This is a genomic window from Ignavibacteriales bacterium, assembly GCA_020635255.1.
In the GTDB taxonomy this organism is placed as follows: domain Bacteria; phylum Bacteroidota; class Ignavibacteria; order Tepidaquicellales; family Tepidaquicellaceae; genus JAEYVS01.
The window spans coordinates 1-22,820 of the sequence record JACKAC010000004.1; the positions used below are offsets into that span (position 1 = coordinate 1).

Genomic DNA, 22,820 nt, shown 5'->3' on the forward strand with positions numbered 1-22,820 from the left:
ACATATGTAGATAATCTTTAGTTATCCTTTATTGTTAGGATGACATCTATAAGTAAGAACCTGTTGAGGATGAGATGGTTTTGAGAGGATTAAGTAGGTTAATCTTGATTATTCAACCCATAACTCATATTTTTGTATAGGATTATGAATACACACATCGCAAATATTCTATTTGTTCTTAAGTCCAAGAAACAATCCGCTAAGAAGCAGGCGTAGCCTGCATCTATCTCACATATTGCCCGATTCATACCCGTATTTAAATTAAAACTGTAACTGGAAATAATTCTTATTTGATTTTGGATAAAATAAAAGTTGGAATATTAGGATGTACCGGAGCCGTGGGGCAGAAGTTCATCGCCCTGCTTGAGGGACATCCCTTCTTCGAGATAAGCGCTATCTCCGCCTCCGAAAAGTCCGCCGGGCAAAAATTCGGCGAGAGGGTTAACTGGATCGAGACCACTCCCCTCCCCGAAAATATCGCGGATATGGTTATTAGCGACTGCACTGGCGATCTGGACGCGAAGATACTCTTCTCCGCGCTTGATTCATCCGTCGCTGGTGACGTCGAAACACAAATGGCAGACCGGGGTCACGTAGTTGTCAGCAATTCTAAGAATCACCGCATGGATGAAAATGTCCCGCTTATCATCCCAGAGATTAACGGAGATCACTTCGCGCTCATTAATTCACAGCCGGGCAAAAACAGCTCCGGCGGTTTCATCGTCACAAACCCTAACTGCGCCACCGTCGTGCTCGCGCTCTCCCTCTACCCGTTCCATAAAAATTTCGGCGTCGAGAGCGTCATCGTTACCACCATGCAGGCGGTTTCCGGAGCCGGATACCCCGGCGTCCCGGCATTGGACATCCTGGGAAATCTGATTCCTCACATCGGCGGAGGCGAAGAAGAAAAATTGGAGACCGAGCCTCTAAAAATCCTCGGCTCCCTCGATCAAAACAAAATAAAGTTTGCGGACTTCAATGTTTCCGCCTCGGTGAACCGTGTACCCGTCAGAGACGGCCACACTGTCTCCGTCTCCGTAAAGCTAAAAAATCCCGCATCAAAGGAAGAAATTCTTCGTGCCATCGACGCCGCCCCGACGCTGGACTTGCCGTCTGCCCCGGAGCAGCTCCTGCGCTATCTGGACACCCCGGGACGACCGCGACCCCTCACCGACGCGTACGCCGGCAACGGCATGAGCGTGACAGTGGGACACTTGCGCCCCTGCACCGTCCTCCACTGGAAATACACCGCGCTAGGACATAATACCATACGTGGAGCCGCAGGCGCCGCGATCCTTAACGCTGAATACATGGTAAAAAACAATTTGCTGTCATGATCGTGATGAAATTCGGGGGCACATCCGTACAGGATGCGGAAGCCTTCAAAAGGACAATAGAAATTATAAAAACCAGGCTGGACAAGAATCCAATCGTGGTTTTATCGGCGACGGCGGGAACAACCGATTCTCTCGAGTCCCTTTGTAAAAATGCAAGCGAAGGCGAGGAAGCCGTTTGTGAAAAGATATTATCCGACCTTAAAGAAAAACATCATCTTATCGCGAGGGAGCTGGTCAAAGATACGAGCAGGCTGGAAGAGCTGATAAAAATACTGGATGAGAAGATCGCGCAAATCTCCGACCTGGTAAAAGGAATTTTCCTTTTATCGGAGCTGTCCAAGCGAAGCCGTGCGAGAATACTGGCCTTCGGAGAGATATTATCAACTAACATACTTGTTTATACACTTACGGATATGGGATATAAGTGCGCGCTGCTCGATTCGCGGGATTTTATTATAACCGACGAGGAGCCGCTGAATGGAGACCCGCAAAAAGAGATTATTACAAATAAAGTAAAAGAGTTTATAACGCCTTTGCAGGATGGCAAAACAATCCCGGTCGCGCAGGGTTTTATCGCAAAATCGGTGTCGGGCAGCGCAACTACTCTTGGGCGGGGAGGTTCGGATTACACGGCTTCGCTCATCGGCATGGCTTTAAATGCAGATGAAATTGAAATCTGGACCGACGTAGACGGAATTTTAACGGCTGACCCGCGAAAAGTAAAAGGTACACAGATTGTTAAGGAAGTTACTTTCCGGGAGGCGGCAGAGCTGGCATTTTTCGGAGCGAAGGTGCTTCATCCTTCCACAATTACTCCGGCAGTGGAAAAAGGTATACCGGTGCGAGTACTGAATTCGCACAACCCGGATAACCCCGGCACTCTAATAAAAGACGATATCGATCACGGTGAGCATGATATTAAATCAATCACATGCAAAGAAAATATTAAAGTAATAAACATATATTCGCCGAGGATGCTTCTCGCACACGGATTCCTCAAGAAAATATTCGAGATATTCGATAAATACAGGACTTCGGTTGATCTAATCACAACTTCGGAGGTGAACGTATCGCTGACGCTTGACAATGAGGAGAGAATTGCGGACATTATAAAGGAATTAGAGGAATTTTCGGAAGTAAGCCTGGAAGAGGACAAAGCTCTGGTCTGTGTGATTGGTAAGGATATTAAAAACACTAAGGGAATAGCGACAAAGATATTCGAATCCCTCGAAGACTTTAATATTACAATGATATCACAGGGAGCATCTCTGATAAATCTTAGCTTCGTAGTAGAAAGAAAAGATCTGGGCAGTGTTGTGCAGGCTCTGCATGACCGGTTTTTCGCATAAAAATCATTCAATCTTATAATGGATATCTACATAATCGGTTATGGTAAAATGGGAAAGGAAGTGGAGAAGATACTCACTTCACGGAATCACTCCGCTGCTGGGACGCTGGATATAGGTGACGACATTAATTCAGCCGATGCAGGATATTCTATCTGCATAGATTTTACGACACCGGACGCGTTTAAGAATAACTATAAAACGATTGCAGACAAGTTTGCGGGAGCTGTAGTAGGTACAACGGGCTGGAATGATATAAAAGACGAAGTGACAGGCTATTTCAAAGAAAAAGGGAAGAGTCTGGTTTATGCGAGTAATTTCTCAGTCGGAGTGAACATTTTTTTCGATGCGCTCGAGAGGCTCTCCTCACTAACATCACAAGCGGGCGGGTATAACCCTTATGTGGTGGAACTTCATCACAGTGAGAAGAAGGATGCTCCATCCGGGACGGCAAAAACAATGGAATCCATTATAGAAGAATATTACAAAGAGAGTATCAACATTGCCTCAGTAAGAAGCGGTAATATAAAAGGAATACATGAGGCAGGATTCGACTCGAACGCAGACAGGATAACTCTAAAGCACGAAGCGCTGTCGCGTGAAGGATTTGCGCTCGGTGCAGTTATGGCAGCGGAATGGCTGACCGAAGAACCGGGAGTATGGAATTTCAGAGAACTATTAAACAAAAAACTGAAACTGGGATAATATTATGAAGGTCACAAAACTAAGCGGTGTAGGCACAGCTCTCATAACACCGTTCGACATAGGGTACAACATAGATTTCGACTGCTATAGGAGACTCATAAAAAGACAGGTAGAGGCAGGCGTACATTTTCTGGTGCCACTCGGAACAACCGCAGAGACTCCATGCCTTAACGAAGAAGAGAAACTCGCTATCCTCGGCGTAACGATCGATGAGGTGGACGGGAGAGTTCCTGTCATAGCCGGTGTGGGTACAAACAATACAGAACAGGTGATCACAAAGATAATAGATTACGAAAAACTGAACCCAGACGGGTATATGGTTGTGACGCCTTATTATAATAAACCTACACAGCAGGGATTGTATACGCATTTCAGCGCGATTGCACACTGTACAGATAAACCAATAGTAATGTATAATGTGCCTTCTAGAACCGGTACAAACATGACCGCGGAAACAACACTCAGACTGGCGGAAATTAATAACATAATCGCAGTTAAGGAGGCATCAAGTGATTATACACAGATAAACGAAATAATAAGGAATGCACCGGACGGTTTTTCGGTAATATCGGGCAATGACATAGAAACTCTTCCCCTATGTGTGAGCGGAGCGACAGGAGTAATAAGTGTTGTTTCAAACGTAGTGCCGGGTGATATGGCTCAATTGATGAAGCAGATCGCAGGAGGTAAATGGGATGACGCAAGGAAACTTCACCATAAGTTAACTCCGATGTTTAACAACTGCTTCATAGAAAGTAACCCCATACCAGCAAAGGCGGCGATGAATGAGCTGGGACTTATCGAAAATGTATTGCGACCTCCTCTATATCACGCAACGGAAAGAACCGTGCAGATAATGAAGGAAACATTATTAGCGTTAAATTAAAAGCATTATGTCAGCAGAACTGCAAAGCAAATTAAAAGAATTACAGGCTCAGGGCGATAGTCTCGACATAGATGATGCTATTACTTTCTTCGCCGACATAAGAACATACCTGGAGAAGGGACTTATACGTACCGCAGAAAAAGTAAATGGCGAATGGAAAGTAAATCACTGGGTTAAAGAAGCGATAATTTTCGGATTTAAAGTCGGAACTCTAGAAGAAGTAAAACACCAGCCGTGGAGCTACTTCGATAAATCAACTCTTCCACTGCATCCGCTGGACGTAGAGAATAAGGTCAGGCTGGTGCCGGGCGGTTCATCTATTCGAAGCGGGAGCTGTGTGTCCGCCGGAACAATAGTAATGCCCCCATCTTACATAAACATCGGTGCGTTCATCGATATGGGATGCATGATAGACTCCCACGCGCTCGTGGGCTCATGCGCGCAAATGGGAAAGAACGTTCATCTCTCTGCAGCATCACAGATCGGCGGGGTACTCGAGCCGATAGGAGCACTGCCCGTTATTATAGAGGACAATGTTTTTATCGGAGGTAACTGCGGTATATATGAAGGCACGATCGTAAAACAAAGAGCGGTAATAGGAACCGGTGTTATTCTAAACGCATCCACACCCGTGTTCGATAATACAACAGGAGAATTTATAAGAAAGCAAACCGATATTCCTCTAACAATACCGGAGGGTGCCGTGGTAATTGCAGGGACAAGACCTATTTCATCCGGGAAAGGTGCTGATGCGGGCATCCAGATCTACTGCCCTATAATAATCAAGTACAGGGACGATAAGACAGATAACGCCATTACGCTGGAGGAAGCGCTCAGATAATGAACCACTGGATAAAAACCAACCCGTTTTTTACTTTAAACGACTTCGAAGACATCTACCGGCTGGTTTCGGAGAGCGAAACTCCATCTTTTATCTACTCCAGAAAGGTGATCGAAAGGCAATATAGTCTCCTTAAAGATAATCTTCCTGAAAAGATAAAGATTTTCTACGCGCAAAAGAGTAACCCAAACAAAGGTATTCTAAATGCAATCAAAGATCTCGGAGCCGGATGTGACACTGCGTCGCTTGGCGAAATGGCAAAAGCATTAGACGCAGGGTTTCCCGAAGACAAAATAATGCTGACGGGACCGGCAAAAACCCAAAGAGAATTAGCGTTCGCTCTACAAAGGAAGATATATTCTATAAACGTCGAATCGTTACAGGAGCTTGAGCTTCTTAACAAGCTTGCGGAACAGATCGGAACAAAGCAGGAGATACTTGTGCGGATCAATCCGCCATTCGAAGCAGGAGAAACGAATACGATAATAGGCGGAATGGGAGTGAGCAAGTTTGGGATAGACGTAGATTACGTACCGGAGTTCATCGAGAGCGCGCTTAAAATGAAGAATGTCGTTATAAAAGGTATCCACATATTCAATTCATCACAGATACTGGATTGGAGAAAAATATACCGCAATACGATCGACGTGATAGATTCAGCAATGGAGATAAGCAGTAATTTCGAGATCGAACTAAAACGGCTGGATATGGGCGGGGGTTTCGGGATCCCATACTCACAAAACGAAAAGGAACTGGATATAGCAACACTAGGAAGCAAAATAGCAGAACTGCTGGAAGCTCCGGACTATAAAGATTTTCTATCCAATGCAGAACTGATATATGAACCCGGCAGATACCTCTCAGGAATGAGCGGGATATACATTACAAAAGTCCTTTATACCAAAGTATCTAACGGCAGAAAGATAGCCCTGATCGACGGCGGTATACATCACCTGATACGCCCGATACTAATAGGACAGCCTCACCCTATTGTAAATCTCACAGCAATACGAAATGGCAGAAATGAAACCGATAAATACATGGTGGCAGGTCCATTATGTACGTCGCTGGATAGATTCGATACATCTGCGGTACTGAATGAGGTTCACCCGGGAGACATACTTGCCGTACTGAATGCCGGTGCATACGGATACACAGAGAGTATGCCGTTATTCCTTTCCCATAAGCCTGCGCCGGAAATTTTCCTGAACTAATGAGCAAAGTATTTCTCACAGCCGAGTGGCGGAACCTGATTCTCATCACGTATAAAATTCCAACAGATATACTCACACCTCATCTCCCAAAAGGGATAGAGCTCGATACTATAAATGGAGAAACATTCGCAAGCCTTGTCGCATTCGATTTTCTGAATACAAAGGTCAAAGGGGTAAAGATACCCTTTCACGTGAATTTCCCTGAGATCAACCTGCGTTTTTACGTAAGAGAAATTGAGAGCAAAAAAAGAGGCGTGGTATTTATAAGGGAGTTCGTACCGAAGTATTTTATTGAACTCGTTGCGGATAACGTTTATAACGAACCGTACAAAAGCATACCTATGAAGAGTTCCGTAACAAAAAACGGAACAGTAAAGGTCGAGCATGAAATAAAGTTTGAAAACAATGAATACAGTATCTCTCTCGATGCAGAAAACAAACCATACCTGCCCGGGGAAGATTCAACCGAACATTTCTTTAAGGAGCATTCGTGGGGATACGGAACCAATAAAAATGGTGAGACTCTTGTATACAGGGTTGACCACCCTTTCTGGGACGTATATCCCGTCATAAAATACGAGCATAACTTCGACTTCACAAAAATCTACGGAGAAAAGTGGAGCTTTCTAGATCAGGAAGAGCCCTACAGTGTTATATTAGCGGAAGGATCGGAGATAAAGGTTTACTCTCACACAATATTGTAAAAAGCAGGCAAGATGCCTGCTCTTTTCATACATATAAATCCTAAGGCTTTACAATAACCGGTTTTACTTTTTGAAGTACCGACATAGTCTTATCATCGAGGTTAAGGTGCTCTTTAACGAGTTCATGCGGTGTAAGAGCCATCCATTGATTCAGCGAGATATCGGCGAAGTAAGAACTTTTGAACATTTCAAGGAAAGTCAACGTTTCGTTACCGGTATTCTCAACATAGTGACCCATGGCAAAGGGCACATATCCCACATCGCCAGCTCTGTAATCGAAAGTCCTTGCCATCCCGCTCGACGCGTAAACGGTCATACGTCCTTCACCAGAAAGATAATACTGCCATTCATCGTTATTTGGATGCCAGTGCATTTCACGCATACCGCCCGGCTCTATCTCTACTAATGCCGCGGCGATGGTATTTGAAACCGGGAAATTAGACGAATCTACTATCCTTGCCTGTCCACCGGAGAACTTAACGGGCTCCTGAGCAAGCATTCTATAGCTGTAGCTTACGGGGGTCGGACCCTGCGGGGATTCTACCGCCGCTTTGACTTTCGGCTGCGGTACTTTGCCGGGGAAGATGTAGCGGTCTTTGTTTACGTTAATTGGGATATTTGCGAATGCGGACTCGGGTACGCCGAAGTTTTTAGCAAGCACCTCGCGCGGAGTATGCGCGAACCAGTCGGTGATTAGGAATGTTTCGTTCTCTGAAAATGTCCCGTCATCAAACACCAGCAGAAATTCACACCCGTCGTCGAATGCCTGAATTGAGTGAGGGATACCGGGTGGGAAATTCCACAGGTCGCCGGGCCCGAGGTCATCGATGAAGTTCCTGCCCTGCGGATCAACGACCGTGATCTGGCAATGCCCCGCGATCATATAAGCCCACTCGGCTTCTTTATGCCAGTGCATCTCGCGAATCGCTCCGGGTTTTAATCTCATGTTAACGCCAGACATCGTGGTCGCAATGGGAAGCTCCCGCGTCGTGATCTCGCGCGCCCATCCTCCTTTGGAAAGACGGTTACGAGCGGTCGCGTATGAAAATTTTAAATTTGGTACTGTACCAGCGTCAGTGTCGGGCGAGCGGAGCTGGTCCGGGTTTTGCCGCTGGAGGGCATCATTTTGGGGTCCCATTATGGTTCCGCCCAGGTCACCACGGATCGGTTCTAACGAATCCGGGGTTTTTTCGTTTTCTTTGTTGTCCATAATTTAATTAGACTTTATATTGGATTGTAAAAAATTTTTGTAATCGATGCGCAGGGGTACCGTTCGTGCATAACGGGGATTATGGATAGTCAGTCGTTACGTATGGGTAAGAATCAATCTGTTTTACTAATCTTCTTTGAGCCAATTCCAGGCTTCGTCCAGCTTTGTGTAATCGAAATACTCTTCCTTAATACCGAACATCTTCGCGAAGAAGCTGTCGATCTCTACGGCGATCTCCTGTAATTTGCTGTGACCAACGAATGCGAACTTTTCAATTATACTTACGACAGGAAGCAGGAATTCCATGTAAGCGGCAAAGGTTTCCGAACCGAAGGCTTCAAATTCATGAAGTTCGATGAGCAACCTTATTTTACCGTGTTCTTCTCCGAGGGACTTTAGTTTGCTTATAACTTCTTCCCTCTCATCTTTTGGCACTTCGCCAATAAGCTTCACACCTATGAGATTTCCCTTACTTTCACTTAGAATTTCGTACATTTCTCTAAATTTGTTTTTAACGTTGATATCATAAAATATATAAAAATAATACCTATTTTTAATGATTAAATTTTTATCAAAAGATAATTATATTAGGATTTTCGGGATGTAGCGCAGTCCGGTAGCGCACTTCGTTCGGGACGAAGGGGTCGCTGGTTCGAATCCAGTCATCCCGACCAAATCAGTACCATCCAATTGTTTCTTACCCGTTTAATCTAGCATATGATACAGAAGGAATTTGCGAAAAATGCGGTAGAAGTATTAAAAGATGATGATTCCGTTATAGGAATCACCGCAGGCGGTTCATGGCTGACGGATGAACTGGATGAATATTCCGACCTGGATTTGATACTTGTTACCAAAGATAAAGTCGCCGGCAATAAAGAAAAAATGATAAGCTATGCTGGAAAAATGGGAAACTTACTGAACGCATTTACAGGCGAGCATGTCGGCGACCCAAGGGTGCTCATCTGTTTGTATGACAATCCCTTACTGCATGTGGATATAAAGTTTCTCACGCCGGAGGAATTCCATAAGCGTGTCGAAGACCCATTCATACTTCACGATACGGACGACCAGTTAAAGAATATAATTGAAAAGACGGAAGCGAAATTTCCAACAACAGGATTTCAATGGATGGAGGATAGGTTCTGGACATGGGTACATTACGATCTGGTAAAGATAGGGAGAGGAGAATATTTCGAGGCTCACGACGGGTTTGCTTTTTTCCGGGACATGATACTTGGTCCGCTGATGCATATTAAAAACGGGAATCTGCCACGCGGTGTACGAAAAGTGGAAACACACATTGCCAAAGAAGAGCTCGAACTTCTGAAACAGACAATCCCGCAATATAACAGGCAGTCACTTATAAAAACACTCGAGGAAGTCGTTTCACTTTACCGAAAACTCAGAGAGGATGTGTTTACAGATGATATTATTCTGAGAACTGAGACCGAGAGTAAAGTGATGGAGTATTTTGAGAAAATAAAGAAAGAAGGAGTATGAATGAGCCACGAAGTTAAAATAAAGATAATGGAAAGCGGCTGTTACTCGGTATCGGGAGCACCGCGCGTGGTCGAGAAGATACGGGTAGTAAATGAGCATGGATCGGCAGTAGAATGGAATGATGGAAAAGAATTTCAGACGAAGGAAAGATTCTCACTCTGCAGGTGCGGTCATTCAAAGAATAAACCCTTCTGCGACGCAACTCACAAGCAGATCGGATTCAAGGGGACTCTTACTGCTGACAGAAGCCCCCGAACGTCGAGAGAAAACATTTATGAAGGTGACGGGATAGCAATGACTGATGACGAGTCTCTGTGCGCGGGATACGCATTCTGCGACAGGTTCGGCGGGGTATGGAACATGATGGAGATCTCGGAAAATCCCCGCATCAAGGAAAGAATAAAAAAGCAGGTATCACTGTGCCCTACAGGACGCCTGCAATATATTTTATCGGGACACGATGAACCCGAAGAGAAGCATTACGAACCAACAATCGGGCTGATAAAAGACGGACCAATACTTGCGCTCGGGAATATACCGGTAGAAGCGCCGGACGGATTCGTGTACGAAATAAGAAACAGGCAGGCATTGTGCAGATGCGGTGGATCCTCGAATATGCCCTTCTGCGACGGATCGCATTGGGATAACGGATTCAGCTCGGATTAATATTCCGGGCTTTATTATATTTTAATCTCAGATCAGTATATTTTCCAAAAAAAGCTGATGAAAAAGACAGTATTATTTGCAATATTCACATTATTTATTTCCTCATTTTCCTTTTCCCAGGGGAATCTTAAGGACATAACGATACTTCACTGGAATGATTTTCACGGGAGGAACCTGCCATATAAAGTATCTAAAAAGGTGGACGGCGAGGAGATACAATACTTCGTGGGTGGAACGGCGGGGATGCTGGGATACCTTAACAAATACCGTAACAATAACTCACTTGTTGTGAACGGAGGAGATGATTACCAGGGGACTCCAATATCTTCAATAACTAAAGGGTTTTCGCAGATACATCTGCTCAACCTATACAACCTCGATGCATTCGTACTGGGCAACCATGAATTCGATTATGGGCAGTATCTTCTCGATTCGGCTTTACAGACGGCTAACTTCGACTACCTCTCGGGCAACGTATTCTTCGAACCGAAGGAATTTACGATGGGAAAACCATACACAATAAAAGAGATCAATGGTGTAAAGATCGGCATAATCGGACTGACAGCACTGGAGCTTCCAGAGCTTTCCCTTCCCTCCAATATAGACATGATAGACATGCTGAACGCGGATTCTATAGTCGCGGACGCTATACCAAAGCTAAAATCAGAGGGTTGTAATATGATCATGCTCCTTACCCACATAGGATTGGATCATGACAAGGAAATGGCAGAGAAGTTTTATCCCGATCTTGACGTGATAGTCGGCGGTCATTCACATACCCCTCTCTTCGAACCGGTGATACAAAATGGTGTTATAATTGTTCAGGCGGGTTCATACGGCAGATGGCTCGGCAAGCTCGACCTGCAGGTGGATATAGATAAGGACACGGTATTATTTTTTGCCGGTGAGCTGGTTGAGACAGTTCTCGACTCCGCAATAATGGATGGCAGTGCACAGATAGAAGTAGATAGACTGTTAGGAGACATAGACGACGAGTTGCATGAAGTGCTCGGAGAATTAAAGACACCGTGGGAAAGGAAGTCAGCTGTAGAAAGCAACCTTGGACAATGGGAGGCAGACGTATTCAGAAACAAGACCGGCTCGGACATTGGGTTCATAAATTCAGGCGGGCTGAGATCGGACCTCTTCGCCGGAAATATCACTGTAAACGATATATGGACGATAAACCCCTTCGGAAATACGGTCGTCAAAATAAAAGTAAGCGGGAAGGTACTGAAAGAGATGATGTCGAATGCTATATCAAAAAATTACAGAGAACTTAAAGAATCAGGTTATACAGATATGGTCATAACATCGGGATTAGAAATTGAATTCGATTCAAAAGCAATCATGAACAATGAACCGGAATTTATAAAAGTATTTATGATAAACGGTAAAGAGCTTGACGAGAATAAGGAATATGTAATTGCAACAAATAATTATGTGGGACAGCAATTCGAGAAATTCTTCGGAACCGTTTCGGAAAGACCGGGAATCGACGATACTAACATAATAGACAGGGATTTATTAATAGATGCCGTTAAAGAACAAAAAGTGATAAATTCAAATATAGAGAAAAGAATAAAAGACATTAATAAACAGGAGTAAAATGAGCGAAGTAAGATTAGTGAACTGCATTAAGCTGAAAAAGGAACTGCCCGGATTGGACAATCCTCCTATCGAGGGTGAAACAGGACAGAAAGTATATGAAAATGTATCCAAAGAAGCATTTAAAATGTTCCTGGAGCACTTTAAAATGATAATAAACGAATACCGGCTGGACCTGACATCTCCCGCTACGGACAAGGTTTTTGAAGACCAGATGAGGGATTTCTTCTTTGGCGAGGGGATGAAGCTCCCGGACGAATATACACCTCCTGAAAACTAACTCCTTATATCGTAAACTTTTGTTTTGATTTTTCGTAAATTTATACCTGAGATGAATCAAAACTAACATTATTGGAGTTTTTTACCGCTGATAAATACGTAACTCTTCCAAGACTTACCGCATACAACAAATTTCTTGACGACAAGAATTTAAAGACGTTCAAGACATATCTTGTAATTGCGATGGTCTTTTTTTCACTAAGCCTACTCACCAATATATTCGATAAATTCTCTCCTATAGTTCTCGCATTAAATGCGATCAATGTCATTGCACTGGTAATAATAAGACTCAAGTACAGGAGATTAAATTCCGACAATATAAGGAAATTCCTTTATAGTTATCTAATCGCGCAGATAATATTCGCATGCCTAATAAACTTTGCGCATATATTGTCCTCGTCCGAAGTCCATTCCGAGAGAAGAACGGAAAATACGATTGCAGAAGATTCTTCCGCGACAAAGGACTCTACTATTGTCGATAGGGATTCCACATTAGATTCATCGATAAACAAAAGCAAAAAGGACACCGTATGGAAGAACGAAAAGGGTAATTTGAGTGTCACCGTAGACCTCGGAAGTAACTATGACACATTCGCAGAGTGGTTGTTAATACTATCCATAATGCTTGTTATGTTTTCCTTTCCGCGTTCTGACCTTTTAAAAATCTGGGCATTCGGATTGATACTTCCAGTTATATGCGAGCTATTAACTTACGGGACGCTTGAAAAAGACGGTTATGTGGGATATGGCAGTTTCTATGTGTTATTTTTCTTAGTAAGCTTCTTTACGGAAAAGAGAACACTAAAGAAATTTAACGAGCAGTACGATTTTTACCTTAAGAAGAATTACGAAAGCATAAGAATGAAAAAGGAGCTGGATTCAGCAAGGGAGATCCAGCTATCCATGCTTCCAAGCAATACCTCTGTATTGAACGGAATAGACATTGCGGGAATATCGCTCCCGGCAAAGGAAGTTGGGGGTGACTATTTCGATTATTTTAAATTATCGGATACAAAGCTGGGCGTATTTATCTGTGACGTATCCGGGCACGGGGTAGCAAGCGGGCTTATGTTATCAGGGTTAAGGAGCTGTATGCACCTGATACTTGAGGATGAGGATGACCCAAAGATTGTTATGGAAAAGCTGAACAGGATGGTAAGAAAGACACAGCAGAGGAAGATGTTCGTAACGGCAGTATTTGCACTTGTAGATACGGAAAAGAATGAGTGCAGGTTATTCAATGCGGGACATCTGCCTCCATACAAGATATCGGAATCCGCAGGAGAGATATTCAAGATAAGGAAACACGGCATAACACTGGGAGCAGTGGATAATATTTCGATACCAAATCATGACTCGGAAGTGGTTTTCGATTTCAATAGAGGGGATAAAATAGTATTTTACACAGACGGACTCAGCGAAGCAATGAACGGGGTAAAGCAAGAATACGGCTTTGAGCGTATCGAAACAATACTTCAGCACAATACCGACAAAAGTCCGGAAGAACTGATTAATATTCTAAATGATGACGTACGGGCATTTATCGGCGCAAACGAGCAGATAGACGACCTTACAATTTTAATAATAGGAAGACAGTAGAATGAAAAAACCAAAAGTCGGAATTATAATGGGTTCAGACTCTGACCTGCCGGTAATGCAACAGGCAGCTGATATTCTGGATGAATTTGGCATACCATACGAAATAAAAATAACCTCCGCTCACCGCACACCCGACGTAATGGCTTCCTATTCAAAAAATGCATATAAGAGAGGTATTAAGGTGATCATAGCCGGGGCGGGAGGCGCGGCACACCTTCCGGGGATGAGCGCATCATATTCCCCTATCCCTGTCATTGGCGTACCTGTGGAGTCGCGGGCTTTGAAGGGACTGGATTCGCTTCTATCAATAGTTCAGATGCCATATGGAGTGCCGGTAGCAACTGTATCTATAAATAATGCTAAAAATGCCGGGCTGCTTGCGGTAAAGATGCTAGCGTCTTCGGACAGGAAGTTACTCGATAAGATGATAAAATTTATGAATAAGCTGAAGAAAGAGTCTATGGATAAGAATAAAAAGCTGAATAGCAAGAAATGATTATTGTATCATAAGCAGGTAGGCATCTACATCATCTAACAATTCCTTTTCTTTTTCTTTATAACCGTTACCGCCCGCATAAATTGTACCATCGCCGGGTTTTTTCCAGCCGATGAGTTTATCGTCCTTAAAATAGTATTCATTGCGAGAGGTACTATAATCGGTTGGATCATCCAGCATAGTCACAGCATCAACTATATAAGAGATACGCCAGTTATGAAAGTAGCAATCTCTCGTCGATAAGCCCCCTGCTACGTCTCTTTCTACATGTATCTTTTTTAAAACTCCGCTGTGATAGTATGCCGTCATATTACCGCCATCATCAAGAGTATTATCGATAGAATTGAGTATACTCATCTGCTTGTCAATCTCTAAGGAGCGCTTTTCTATTTTTGAGTATTCTTTATCAATGGATGAACCTGTCGAGGATGAGCATCCCGAGGATAGAAGGGCAATAAATACTATGTAGAGGGGAATTAATTTCATTTTGGTTTGCGCATAAAAAAATTTTACTCCGCCTACCGGTTTGATAGGCGGAAGTAAAATCTTAATTTATTTCACTCCGACTACTTTTTCTTTCTTCTGTATCCGTACAGGAAGATCATACCTGCCATAACAAGAACAGGAAGTTCAAGTCCGAATAATCCGCACTTACCACCTTCTTTCTTGACGGTGGCTGTCATTTCGACATCTTCCTTAAGGTCAGCGAGGGTCTTATCCCACTCGACAGTTTGTCCGTCTTTTCTTCCGTTAGTGGATATCACTTCACCAGGGAATTCGAACTTATAGGTAAGCTTTGTATCGCTTGCACCCATGTTCTTTGCATTCGATGTATCCTGTTTTAGAGTGTAGTTGAAATCCATACCGTCACTGCCTTCCTTCCAAGAAGTAGTCACTTTTTCAAATCCTTTTGCACTAGGAAGCGCATTAATATCCTTAAACGTGATCTCCAATTTTACGTGCTTAGTTGAATCTTCGAGATCATCGCTAATATTTACACTTTTTACCTCTGAATTAGAGGAAGTGTAATTGCTTTTTGCTTTATCTTCCGAGAAAGCAAATCCACCGATCTCATCGCTGGAAGATACGTTAGACATTTTAGTCCAATAATGGAGATTTATGGTCCCTGACCCGTCAGCATTTAATTTTGTGTCCTGATCTACGTTAACACAACCTGAAAGATAGATGCCCAGAAACACAAGAAAAGAAGCAATAATTACTTTTGTGTAGTTTTTCTTCTTTACCATTTCAAGGTTATTTGATTAATGAAAATTACTTTTAACTATTAGGATATGAATGTATTTTCAAATGAAGCTAAGAATCGCGAGGTGATATCCTTTTGAAACTGAATAAAACTACAGGATTTGACTTTAGATTTCAAATAAAAAATATGTAAATTGTTGCATATTTTCTAACTTCTTGAATATAACTCCTTTGGATAATATTTTAAACAACATATTCAGCACATATGACTTTTTCCTTTTCGAGGTATTTGCCATACCCGAAGAGGTCCGCAGGGATTATCTAAACAAACTGCTTACACGTAAAGGCGGTGTAAAGCAAAAGAACGTAAGGTTTTTAAGACATTTATATAAAGTGTTAGAGGAGAACAAACTTAATCTGTGGGACGAGAAATTGATATGCCACGAACTTAAGATCTCACCACGTATGCTCGACTGCTATAAATCCCGTATTTTGAAATCTCTCAGAGAAATGTACTTCGACCATGACAAACACTTAAAGGCATTCGAAGCAGATATCCCCGATGGTCCAAAGCGGAATCTGGCTATCGCGGGAAATATGTTCCGGATCGGGATGGTAAAGGAGGCAAAACAGATCTATCTAAAGCTTGAAGGAGATATCGGGAAAATAAAGCCATCCGAGCAGAAAGAGTATAGGGAAATATTATCTGCTATCTATGAAGCGATGGTTACTTACTATTCTTTCCAGAGAGACCTAAGGAAATTTAACCTCTACCTTTCAAAAGCAGAGAGTAATCTCAAAAAAGCACTGAAACATCTCCGGGAAGATCAAACTTTTAACATAAAACTAAGGGTTTTAAAGATCCGCTTTCGGAAGCTGTCACTAAAAACAATTTCCTCCAAAAACATACAATCACAACTTGATCTTCTAAAAGAAATATTAACGCTCGCGGAAAAGACAAAGGTTTTAAAGGATGTCTTCTTTGCGTATGAACATCTAGGTATATTATCAGGAAAGCTAAAGGACTTCGAAAACGAAGAGAAGTATTTTTTAGAGGGACTGAACCTGGCAAAGAGAAAAGGATTTTCGGAAAACGAAATGATATTCGATATGCTGATCTCCTTCACTACATTCCGAAAGAATAATAAGAATGCCCGTCCATATCTTAAGAAGACCGAGAAGTATTATAACCTGATAAAGAGTAACTACTATGACTTTGGTAACCTGCTCACGGTTCACCGCAACTATCTCCGCATGCTGATATATTTTAATAAACCCGGCTGTGATGATGAGGTAGAACAATACATAAAGCATCTTATACTTTTTTCCCAAAAAACCGATGCAATATCCAATTGGTATCTTGAACTATCGGACCGGCTTACCTCCGGTATCTGCAAGTGGGAAGTATATATGACAGGTCCGGATAATTATGAACTGAATGTCTCTGTCGATAAAAAGCTTCACAAGTATTTTGAGGAGATGAACTATAATACGCTCATACATTTCAAAGGACTATATTCTCCCGAAGCACTTGCAGTAATGTATCTCAACCAGATCGACCTGGAATTCTGGAAAGGCACCGGATGTAATTTCGAGAACTCAAATTATTTCATTAACAAACTCCAACGGCTTGTAAAGACACGTCACGTAGGTACCAACCTTTCATGGCTTGACTCATCAAAGATCGGCGTAAATATTTTTGAGGAAATGAGATTTAAGAGCAAGAAGGCTATTTTTGATAAGTTCTATCCTGAAATCAGTAAATTTATAGATTCTATTAAAGATGAAAAGAAAATATTCAATATTGTGGACGACTTTGCTAAGCTGATCTTTATTTCCAAAGTTTTGAATACACCCGGCATGAAAAAAGAGTTAAGAAATCTGGAGTCGTGGATAAAAGAGAACCGTCCCGAATTAATAAAATCAATATTCGAAGCGGCTATTGTAAAAACGCGTGAATTTCGTGTGGCATAAAAAAGTAATCCTCTCCCGCCCCTAAACTAAGGGAGAAAGAGGATTGGAGGTTATGGCTGACTGACTTTTGAAAAATGAGACCTTTACATCTGCGCAATATATAATACTTAATTTCCGCGCAAATGTTTCACCTAATCTTTCCTTTTTATCTTTAGCATTTGTTTTAACTCAAGCGTACCGTCGTATTTTTGGTTATTCTTCTTAGCTAACTCTATTGCAAGGTCGGCATATTTTTCGGATTCTTTATACTCTCCAAGCTTATACAATATTGACGCATATGTATCGGTATTATAATAATTCTGTTCTAATTCCATCGACCTTTTAGCCCACTTAGCTGCCATCTTCAAGAGATCCTTATTATCCGTTCCTTCATACATATTCCAGGCGTGTTCATTTAGCGCACCCCAATTGTTATTAATATCCAGCTTCTCGACATATTCTGCATAGGCTTCAAAGTCCTTTGAAGTGAAGAAATGATTTATGTATGTGTTATTAATTTTTTGACTAACTTCCTTTTCACCGTACAGGCTGGCAAAAGTTGCTTTGTTTGCTTCCAGATACTTAAATTCTCTTCCGTCCACGTTCCATACGAACCTTTCGATCATTTGCCAGTTATCTGCCGATGTGAGTTCGCTCTCATCCTGTGTTCTTAGATACTCTTCACCAATTGCCTGATTTCCTTTTTGGTTTGCGTTCCAGAGAGCGTTTGCATAATTCATAAGCGTCTGAGGACTTCTATCTCCGGATTCGTACTTTGTCTGTAAGCCGTATAATGTCATTTCAGGATTCAGGGCATTCATGCCATCCTGGATAAACTTCTCAGCTTCTTTTGAACCACCGCTCATATGGACGAGCTCGCCATCCGGACTAAAATAAAGATAGCGCGGATAACTTGTTACGTTATATTGTTTCGCAAAATCAGGTCCTTCACCCTTTTCCATGTCAAATTTATAAGAGACGAAGTTTGCATTATAAAATTCTCCCACTTCTTTTTGCGGGAATACATTAGCCGCCATCCATTTGCAAGGTCCACACCAATCGGCAAAACAATCAACGAAAATATATTTATTCTGCGCTTTAGCTATGGCAAATATCTCGGCAACCGACCCGTGCTCGAATGCCATGCCTTCCTCGGAAGTGCTGGATGACTGCTGAGCATAAGAAAGCCCTGATGCCATCACAAAGACAACTACAAAAGCAAAAATTTTCTTAACCATTTTGATTTGGTTTTAGTTTAAAATCTATGAATTGATATAATTAAAATGAAATTTCCGGGATATTTATAATACTGAAACAGTCCTCCCTATATAGAAATTCCCCGATATAATTTAGATGTTTCTTTTATACCAGAGGTTTAAGTACATTATAACTACATTTTATTCAGTTGTTTAGTAACCAGATCCTCAGCCTTTTCCCAGTTCACATCCTCCATATTGGGCATTCCCTCACTTAGTTCATTCAGTATTCCCTCCTGTATCTTTCCTCTCTCCAATGCAGTAGAGTATGGTATCCGCATGAATGAAACCATCGAATATTTAGGGATGAATCTCTCAGGATGCTTTTTGTAAAGTTCTTTTTCTATCTTTTTCTTTAGAAGGAATCTATCGTCATCTACCAGGTCCCGCATCTCTATGAAATTCTCACGCGCAAGGTCGGCTATTGCATCGGTGTTTGGTTTTCTAATTACTTCATATTCTCTGAATATCCTACCCCAGTCTCCTTCATGTTTTCCAATAATCTCATTCAGATAAACACAATCTTCGAACGCGGCATTCATCCCCTGCCCAAAGAAAGGTACTATTGCGTGGCATGAATCACCCAGCATTGTAACATGGTCTTTGTAACCCCATGGGAAGCACTTAACTGTCATAAGTGTACCGGTTGGGTTAGAATTGAAATCTTCTACCAGGTCCGGCATCAGTTCGATTGCATCGGGAAAGTTCTTTTCAAAAAACGCAACTACCCTCTCATCGGAGTTCAAATATTCAAAACTATTCTCTCCTCCTAAAGCCTCATCATAAGCAAGGAAGAGGGTCACCGTGTAACTCCCGTCGATATTGGGCAGAGCGATAAGCATATATGAACCGCGGGGCCAGATATGTAGCGCATTTTTAAACATGCGGAATCCACCTCCCTCGGCTGGGGGTATGTTTAGCTCCTTATATCCATAGTTTTCATATTCCTGAGAGAAATCGAATCTAGGTACCTTTAGCATTTCCATACGAATAGGCGATGTCGCTCCGTCGGTTGCTATTACAAGATCTGATCTAAGTGTCCACTCTTTATGTGTTTCATCATTTACAAAATGAACTTCACCGCTCTCTAAATTCATCCCTGTACACCTCTCGTTAAAATAATATGTAACATTAGGATCAGGCTCGGTCATATTCATCATCAGCTTATTCAGTTCAGCACGTGAGATGGAATTTATATATTCACTTTCATCTTTACCGTATGGCTGGAGATTTATTTCACCATCCAGAGGGTGCACCATTCGTCCATACATTGGTATTGCAATCTTTTTTATCTCCTCGAATAAGCCGACTTCCTTCAATGCGTGGATTCCCCTTACGGAAAGCGCCAGATTAATGGATTTTCCGCCTCCAATGTCGTGTTTACGCATATCCGCTCGTCTTTCATATACATCGACTATATATCCGCGGTTAGCCAAATAGATCGAGAGAAGTGACCCCGCCAATCCGGCACCGATTATTGTAATTTTTTTGGTTTCTAACATACTGAAAAATTAAAGACTAATTTTGACTATTTAAATTCTGATAAAAAATCCCTTTTGAATTTTACAATTTCTTTACTTTGGCACGTCATTTGTAATTACCAATAGTAAATAAAATTAGTAAAGGGGGATCCAAATGAAAAAATCTATTTCAATCAGATTTGCAGAACATTCTGCAATAGTATTTACATTGTTCATGGGAACAATAATTGGTCTAGCATACTACTTTTCATTCGTAGCTAGGTAATGCAAAAAAAATAATTTTAAAACTTTTTCCCTTTGGTATAAAAAGAAGCACCGGGCTTTAGGCTGCCAGGTGCTTTTTTAATATCTCAACGAACTTCCATACATCCGAAAAAGTATTGTACAATGGAACGGGGGCGATCCTTATTACATCAGGCTCGCGCCAATCACATATCACGTTGTTTTCCAGTAACGCAGTGTGGATGGGTTTATTTTCCTTTCCAACTCTTAGAGAAAGCTGGCACCCGCGCTCATCGGGGTTAGCAGGAGTAATTATTTCGATACTGCTATTCATATTCTTTACCAGGTATTCACAGTAACCGGTTAGTAATACACTTTTCTTTCTCAGGGCATCCATACCTGCTTCATCAAATATATCGAGCGATGCATTTAACGCCGCCATCTGGAATATCGGCGGGTTGCTGATCTGCCAGCCTTCGACTCCTTCCGACGGATCAAACTCATCCGGCATTAGAAACCTTGTTTCTTTCTTATGTCCCCACCACCCGGAGAACCTCGGTATATCGAAATCATTCCTAAAACGGGCATTTACGAAGCATCCCGCAACAGCTCCGGGACCGGAATTCAGGTATTTGTAATTACACCACACAGCAAAATCGACATCCCAGTCGTGGAGATCAAGCTTAAGGTTACCCGCGGCGTGCGCCAGGTCAAACCCGGCATTGCATCCCTTTCTGTGTCCGGCTTCAGTAATGCTTTTCATGTCAAATGCCTGCCCCGTATAATAATTCACCCCTGCAATCATAACCAAAGCTATGCTATCGCCTTCATGCTCGATAAGATCGAGAATATCTTCGGTACGGTGAGTCGATTCGCCTTCACGTAGTTTAGGAACGATCAGCGCGTCTTTCGGATCATACCCGTGAAATTTTATTTGCGATTCAACAGCATAGATATCAGAGGGGAATGCATTTGCTTCCATTAATATCTTATACCTATCTTTTGACGGACGGTAAAATGACACCATCATCAGGTTCAGGTTCACGGTAAGGGAGTTCATGTTTACAACCTCTGAATTATCCGCTCCAACGAGTCTCGCTGTCTTTTCAGTGAGAAATTCATGGTAGAACTTCCATGGATATTTTGCATGGAAATGCCCCTCGACTGCCATATCCTCCCAGTCCTTAAGCTCCTGCTCTATGTAATCGCGCGTGGACTTAGGCTCCAGCCCAAGTGAATTCCCGGCAAAGTAAACTACGTCTTCACTGTTTTTTTGCGGAATGTGAAACCTGTCCCTGTAACTACCAAGCGGATCTACGCTGTCAGCTTCCTTCGCGAAAAGCTCTTCGCTACTAAATATTAACTGTGTGTCTGTTTCTAGGTTGTTCATAATTGTAGTAAACTTTTTATCTTATATAGAAATACCCTGCTAGGAGCGGCATCAGCTTTGAAATCCGGTATCTGTATACTTAACAGATATTCACCATCCTCCACCTCATCCGGCACATATATCATTTCCGTTATTGTCTTCATAGAGTGATCGTACCTGTCTATGTCACTGCTTCCCTTTTCAACGTTCCAGAAAATGTGGTGCGCGTTAAGTTTACCTTCGTCGAAGGTCCTATCGACTGACGGAAGATCAGTCAGCAAATGCTCCACACCCAGCTCAGAAATAAACTCCATTGCATCAAGAGAAAAGAACGCCGGCATTTTTTCCATGTAACGCCTGCTTTTTTTGGAATCTTCATTGGGAAGTGTCCTTATTACCAATGCACGTGTAAATCCCGATTCTCCTCCAGCAAGTGCTTCCTCAAGAGATATGCGTGTTATTAAAAGATCCTCGTCATTCTTTTCAGGAATATATCTATCTTCGGTGTCGCCCGCTTTCACAGGCTGTACGGTTACCAGAGTAGCCGGAATGAGTAGGTCACTTAGCACTTCATTCACAGGTATCCTTTCATAAGATATATGTCCCACACATTCGGTGTGGGTTCCGTTGCAATGCGTAATGAGAGTATATTTTTCAAAATTACATCCGCCCCCGCGTCTCACGTCCCCTATGAAGCCCTCATGCTCATAAGCAACTGCTTCCGCGCCGGGTACACCATATGTATTAGGTTGATCTCCATTGAATATAAGCGGGATCGAAATATCGGCGTGATCCGTGAGATCTGCCAAGTAGTCCTTATCACCTATTGTAAATTTTACGAGCATATCTCAAAATTTAACTATACTTGTAATAAATTATAAGGGGTTTAGGAGGGAGATTTATAATGATTATAAGTAAAAATGCCACTTCCTGGAGGGGAAT

Annotated in this window: 22 protein-coding genes and 1 tRNA gene; 15 read left to right on the plus strand and 8 right to left on the minus strand. The window is 42.3% G+C overall.

Going from position 1 to position 22,820, the window contains the following annotated elements; all coding sequences use genetic code 11:
- Positions 1-296 precede the first annotated feature (296 nt).
- Genes asd through H6614_13465 form a run of 7 tightly spaced genes read left to right on the plus strand, consistent with a single transcriptional unit; the run spans position 297 to position 7,033 of the window.
- Complete coding sequence (gene asd / locus H6614_13435; protein ID MCB9244673.1) at positions 297-1,337, plus strand: aspartate-semialdehyde dehydrogenase; 1,041 nt, start codon at positions 297-299, stop codon at positions 1,335-1,337.
- Positions 1,338-1,339: 2 nt separating this feature from the next.
- The gene (lysC, locus tag H6614_13440; GenBank protein ID MCB9244674.1) at positions 1,340-2,686 is read left to right on the plus strand and encodes a lysine-sensitive aspartokinase 3; all 1,347 of its coding nucleotides are present in this window, start codon (positions 1,340-1,342) and stop codon (positions 2,684-2,686) included.
- An 18-nt stretch (positions 2,687-2,704) separates the two neighbouring features.
- Positions 2,705-3,388, plus strand: a complete 684-nt coding sequence (locus H6614_13445) for a 4-hydroxy-tetrahydrodipicolinate reductase (GenBank protein MCB9244675.1) — start codon at positions 2,705-2,707, stop codon at positions 3,386-3,388.
- Between the two features lie 4 nt (positions 3,389-3,392).
- Entirely contained in the window at positions 3,393-4,274 is an 882-nt protein-coding gene (locus tag H6614_13450; protein MCB9244676.1) for a 4-hydroxy-tetrahydrodipicolinate synthase, read from the plus strand.
- 7 nt (positions 4,275-4,281) lie between these two features.
- Positions 4,282-5,115, plus strand: coding sequence for a 2,3,4,5-tetrahydropyridine-2,6-dicarboxylate N-succinyltransferase (locus H6614_13455; protein ID MCB9244677.1), 834 nt, complete (start codon positions 4,282-4,284; stop codon positions 5,113-5,115).
- Positions 5,115-6,329 (plus strand): diaminopimelate decarboxylase, encoded by a 1,215-nt coding sequence (gene lysA, locus H6614_13460; protein ID MCB9244678.1) that lies wholly within the window; start codon positions 5,115-5,117, stop codon positions 6,327-6,329. The genes H6614_13455 and lysA overlap by 1 nt, the downstream gene beginning before the upstream one ends.
- Complete coding sequence (locus H6614_13465; protein ID MCB9244679.1) at positions 6,329-7,033, plus strand: DUF2071 domain-containing protein; 705 nt, start codon at positions 6,329-6,331, stop codon at positions 7,031-7,033. Before lysA ends, H6614_13465 begins: the two co-directional genes overlap by 1 nt.
- 40 nt (positions 7,034-7,073) lie before the next feature.
- Here the strand turns inward: H6614_13465 and H6614_13470 are convergent, their stop codons facing one another.
- Both H6614_13470 and H6614_13475 read right to left on the minus strand, forming a co-directional pair.
- On the minus strand, positions 7,074-8,243 hold the full coding sequence (locus H6614_13470) for an oxalate decarboxylase family bicupin (GenBank protein MCB9244680.1): 1,170 nt from the start codon (positions 8,241-8,243) through the stop codon (positions 7,074-7,076).
- A 126-nt stretch (positions 8,244-8,369) separates the two neighbouring features.
- Complete coding sequence (locus H6614_13475; protein ID MCB9244681.1) at positions 8,370-8,738, minus strand: STAS/SEC14 domain-containing protein; 369 nt, start codon at positions 8,736-8,738, stop codon at positions 8,370-8,372.
- A gap of 102 nt (positions 8,739-8,840) precedes the next feature.
- On the opposite strand from H6614_13475, the gene H6614_13480 reads away from it, so the two are divergent.
- The 7 genes from H6614_13480 (at position 8,841) to purE (ending at position 14,394) form a co-directional block, all read left to right on the plus strand.
- Positions 8,841-8,917: transfer RNA gene (locus H6614_13480), tRNA-Pro, on the plus strand.
- Positions 8,918-8,960: 43 nt separating this feature from the next.
- A complete protein-coding gene (locus tag H6614_13485; GenBank protein ID MCB9244682.1) occupies positions 8,961-9,746 on the plus strand; it encodes an aminoglycoside 6-adenylyltransferase in 786 nt (261 codons plus the stop codon).
- Positions 9,747-10,412 (plus strand): CDGSH iron-sulfur domain-containing protein, encoded by a 666-nt coding sequence (locus H6614_13490; protein MCB9244683.1) that lies wholly within the window; start codon positions 9,747-9,749, stop codon positions 10,410-10,412.
- A 57-nt stretch (positions 10,413-10,469) separates the two neighbouring features.
- The gene (locus H6614_13495) at positions 10,470-12,020 is read left to right on the plus strand and encodes a bifunctional metallophosphatase/5'-nucleotidase (GenBank protein ID MCB9244684.1); all 1,551 of its coding nucleotides are present in this window, start codon (positions 10,470-10,472) and stop codon (positions 12,018-12,020) included.
- 1 nt (position 12,021) lies between these two features.
- Positions 12,022-12,300: an oxidative damage protection protein gene (locus tag H6614_13500; GenBank protein ID MCB9244685.1), complete on the plus strand. Its 279-nt coding sequence runs from the start codon at positions 12,022-12,024 to the stop codon at positions 12,298-12,300.
- 71 nt (positions 12,301-12,371) lie between these two features.
- Positions 12,372-13,898, plus strand: coding sequence for a SpoIIE family protein phosphatase (locus tag H6614_13505; GenBank protein MCB9244686.1), 1,527 nt, complete (start codon positions 12,372-12,374; stop codon positions 13,896-13,898).
- 1 nt (position 13,899) lies between these two features.
- Positions 13,900-14,394, plus strand: a complete 495-nt coding sequence (gene purE, locus H6614_13510; GenBank protein MCB9244687.1) for a 5-(carboxyamino)imidazole ribonucleotide mutase — start codon at positions 13,900-13,902, stop codon at positions 14,392-14,394.
- Here purE and H6614_13515 read toward each other — a convergent pair whose 3' ends face one another.
- A complete protein-coding gene (locus tag H6614_13515) occupies positions 14,395-14,880 on the minus strand; it encodes a hypothetical protein (GenBank protein MCB9244688.1) in 486 nt (161 codons plus the stop codon).
- 80 nt (positions 14,881-14,960) lie between these two features.
- Complete coding sequence (locus H6614_13520) at positions 14,961-15,641, minus strand: hypothetical protein (GenBank protein ID MCB9244689.1); 681 nt, start codon at positions 15,639-15,641, stop codon at positions 14,961-14,963.
- 187 nt (positions 15,642-15,828) lie between these two features.
- Between H6614_13520 and H6614_13525 the strand changes: the two genes are divergently transcribed.
- On the plus strand, positions 15,829-17,571 hold the full coding sequence (locus H6614_13525; protein ID MCB9244690.1) for a hypothetical protein: 1,743 nt from the start codon (positions 15,829-15,831) through the stop codon (positions 17,569-17,571).
- Between the two features lie 131 nt (positions 17,572-17,702).
- On the opposite strand, the gene H6614_13530 is transcribed toward H6614_13525, so the two are convergent.
- From H6614_13530 to H6614_13545, 4 genes are all read right to left on the minus strand, one after another.
- The gene (locus H6614_13530) at positions 17,703-18,788 is read right to left on the minus strand and encodes a thioredoxin family protein (GenBank protein ID MCB9244691.1); all 1,086 of its coding nucleotides are present in this window, start codon (positions 18,786-18,788) and stop codon (positions 17,703-17,705) included.
- Between the two features lie 152 nt (positions 18,789-18,940).
- The gene (locus tag H6614_13535) at positions 18,941-20,308 is read right to left on the minus strand and encodes an FAD-dependent monooxygenase (GenBank protein ID MCB9244692.1); all 1,368 of its coding nucleotides are present in this window, start codon (positions 20,306-20,308) and stop codon (positions 18,941-18,943) included.
- Between the two features lie 301 nt (positions 20,309-20,609).
- On the minus strand, positions 20,610-21,899 hold the full coding sequence (gene kynU / locus H6614_13540; protein ID MCB9244693.1) for a kynureninase: 1,290 nt from the start codon (positions 21,897-21,899) through the stop codon (positions 20,610-20,612).
- Positions 21,896-22,723, minus strand: coding sequence for a cyclase family protein (locus H6614_13545; protein ID MCB9244694.1), 828 nt, complete (start codon positions 22,721-22,723; stop codon positions 21,896-21,898). Before H6614_13545 ends, kynU begins: the two co-directional genes overlap by 4 nt.
- Positions 22,724-22,820 lie beyond the last annotated feature (97 nt).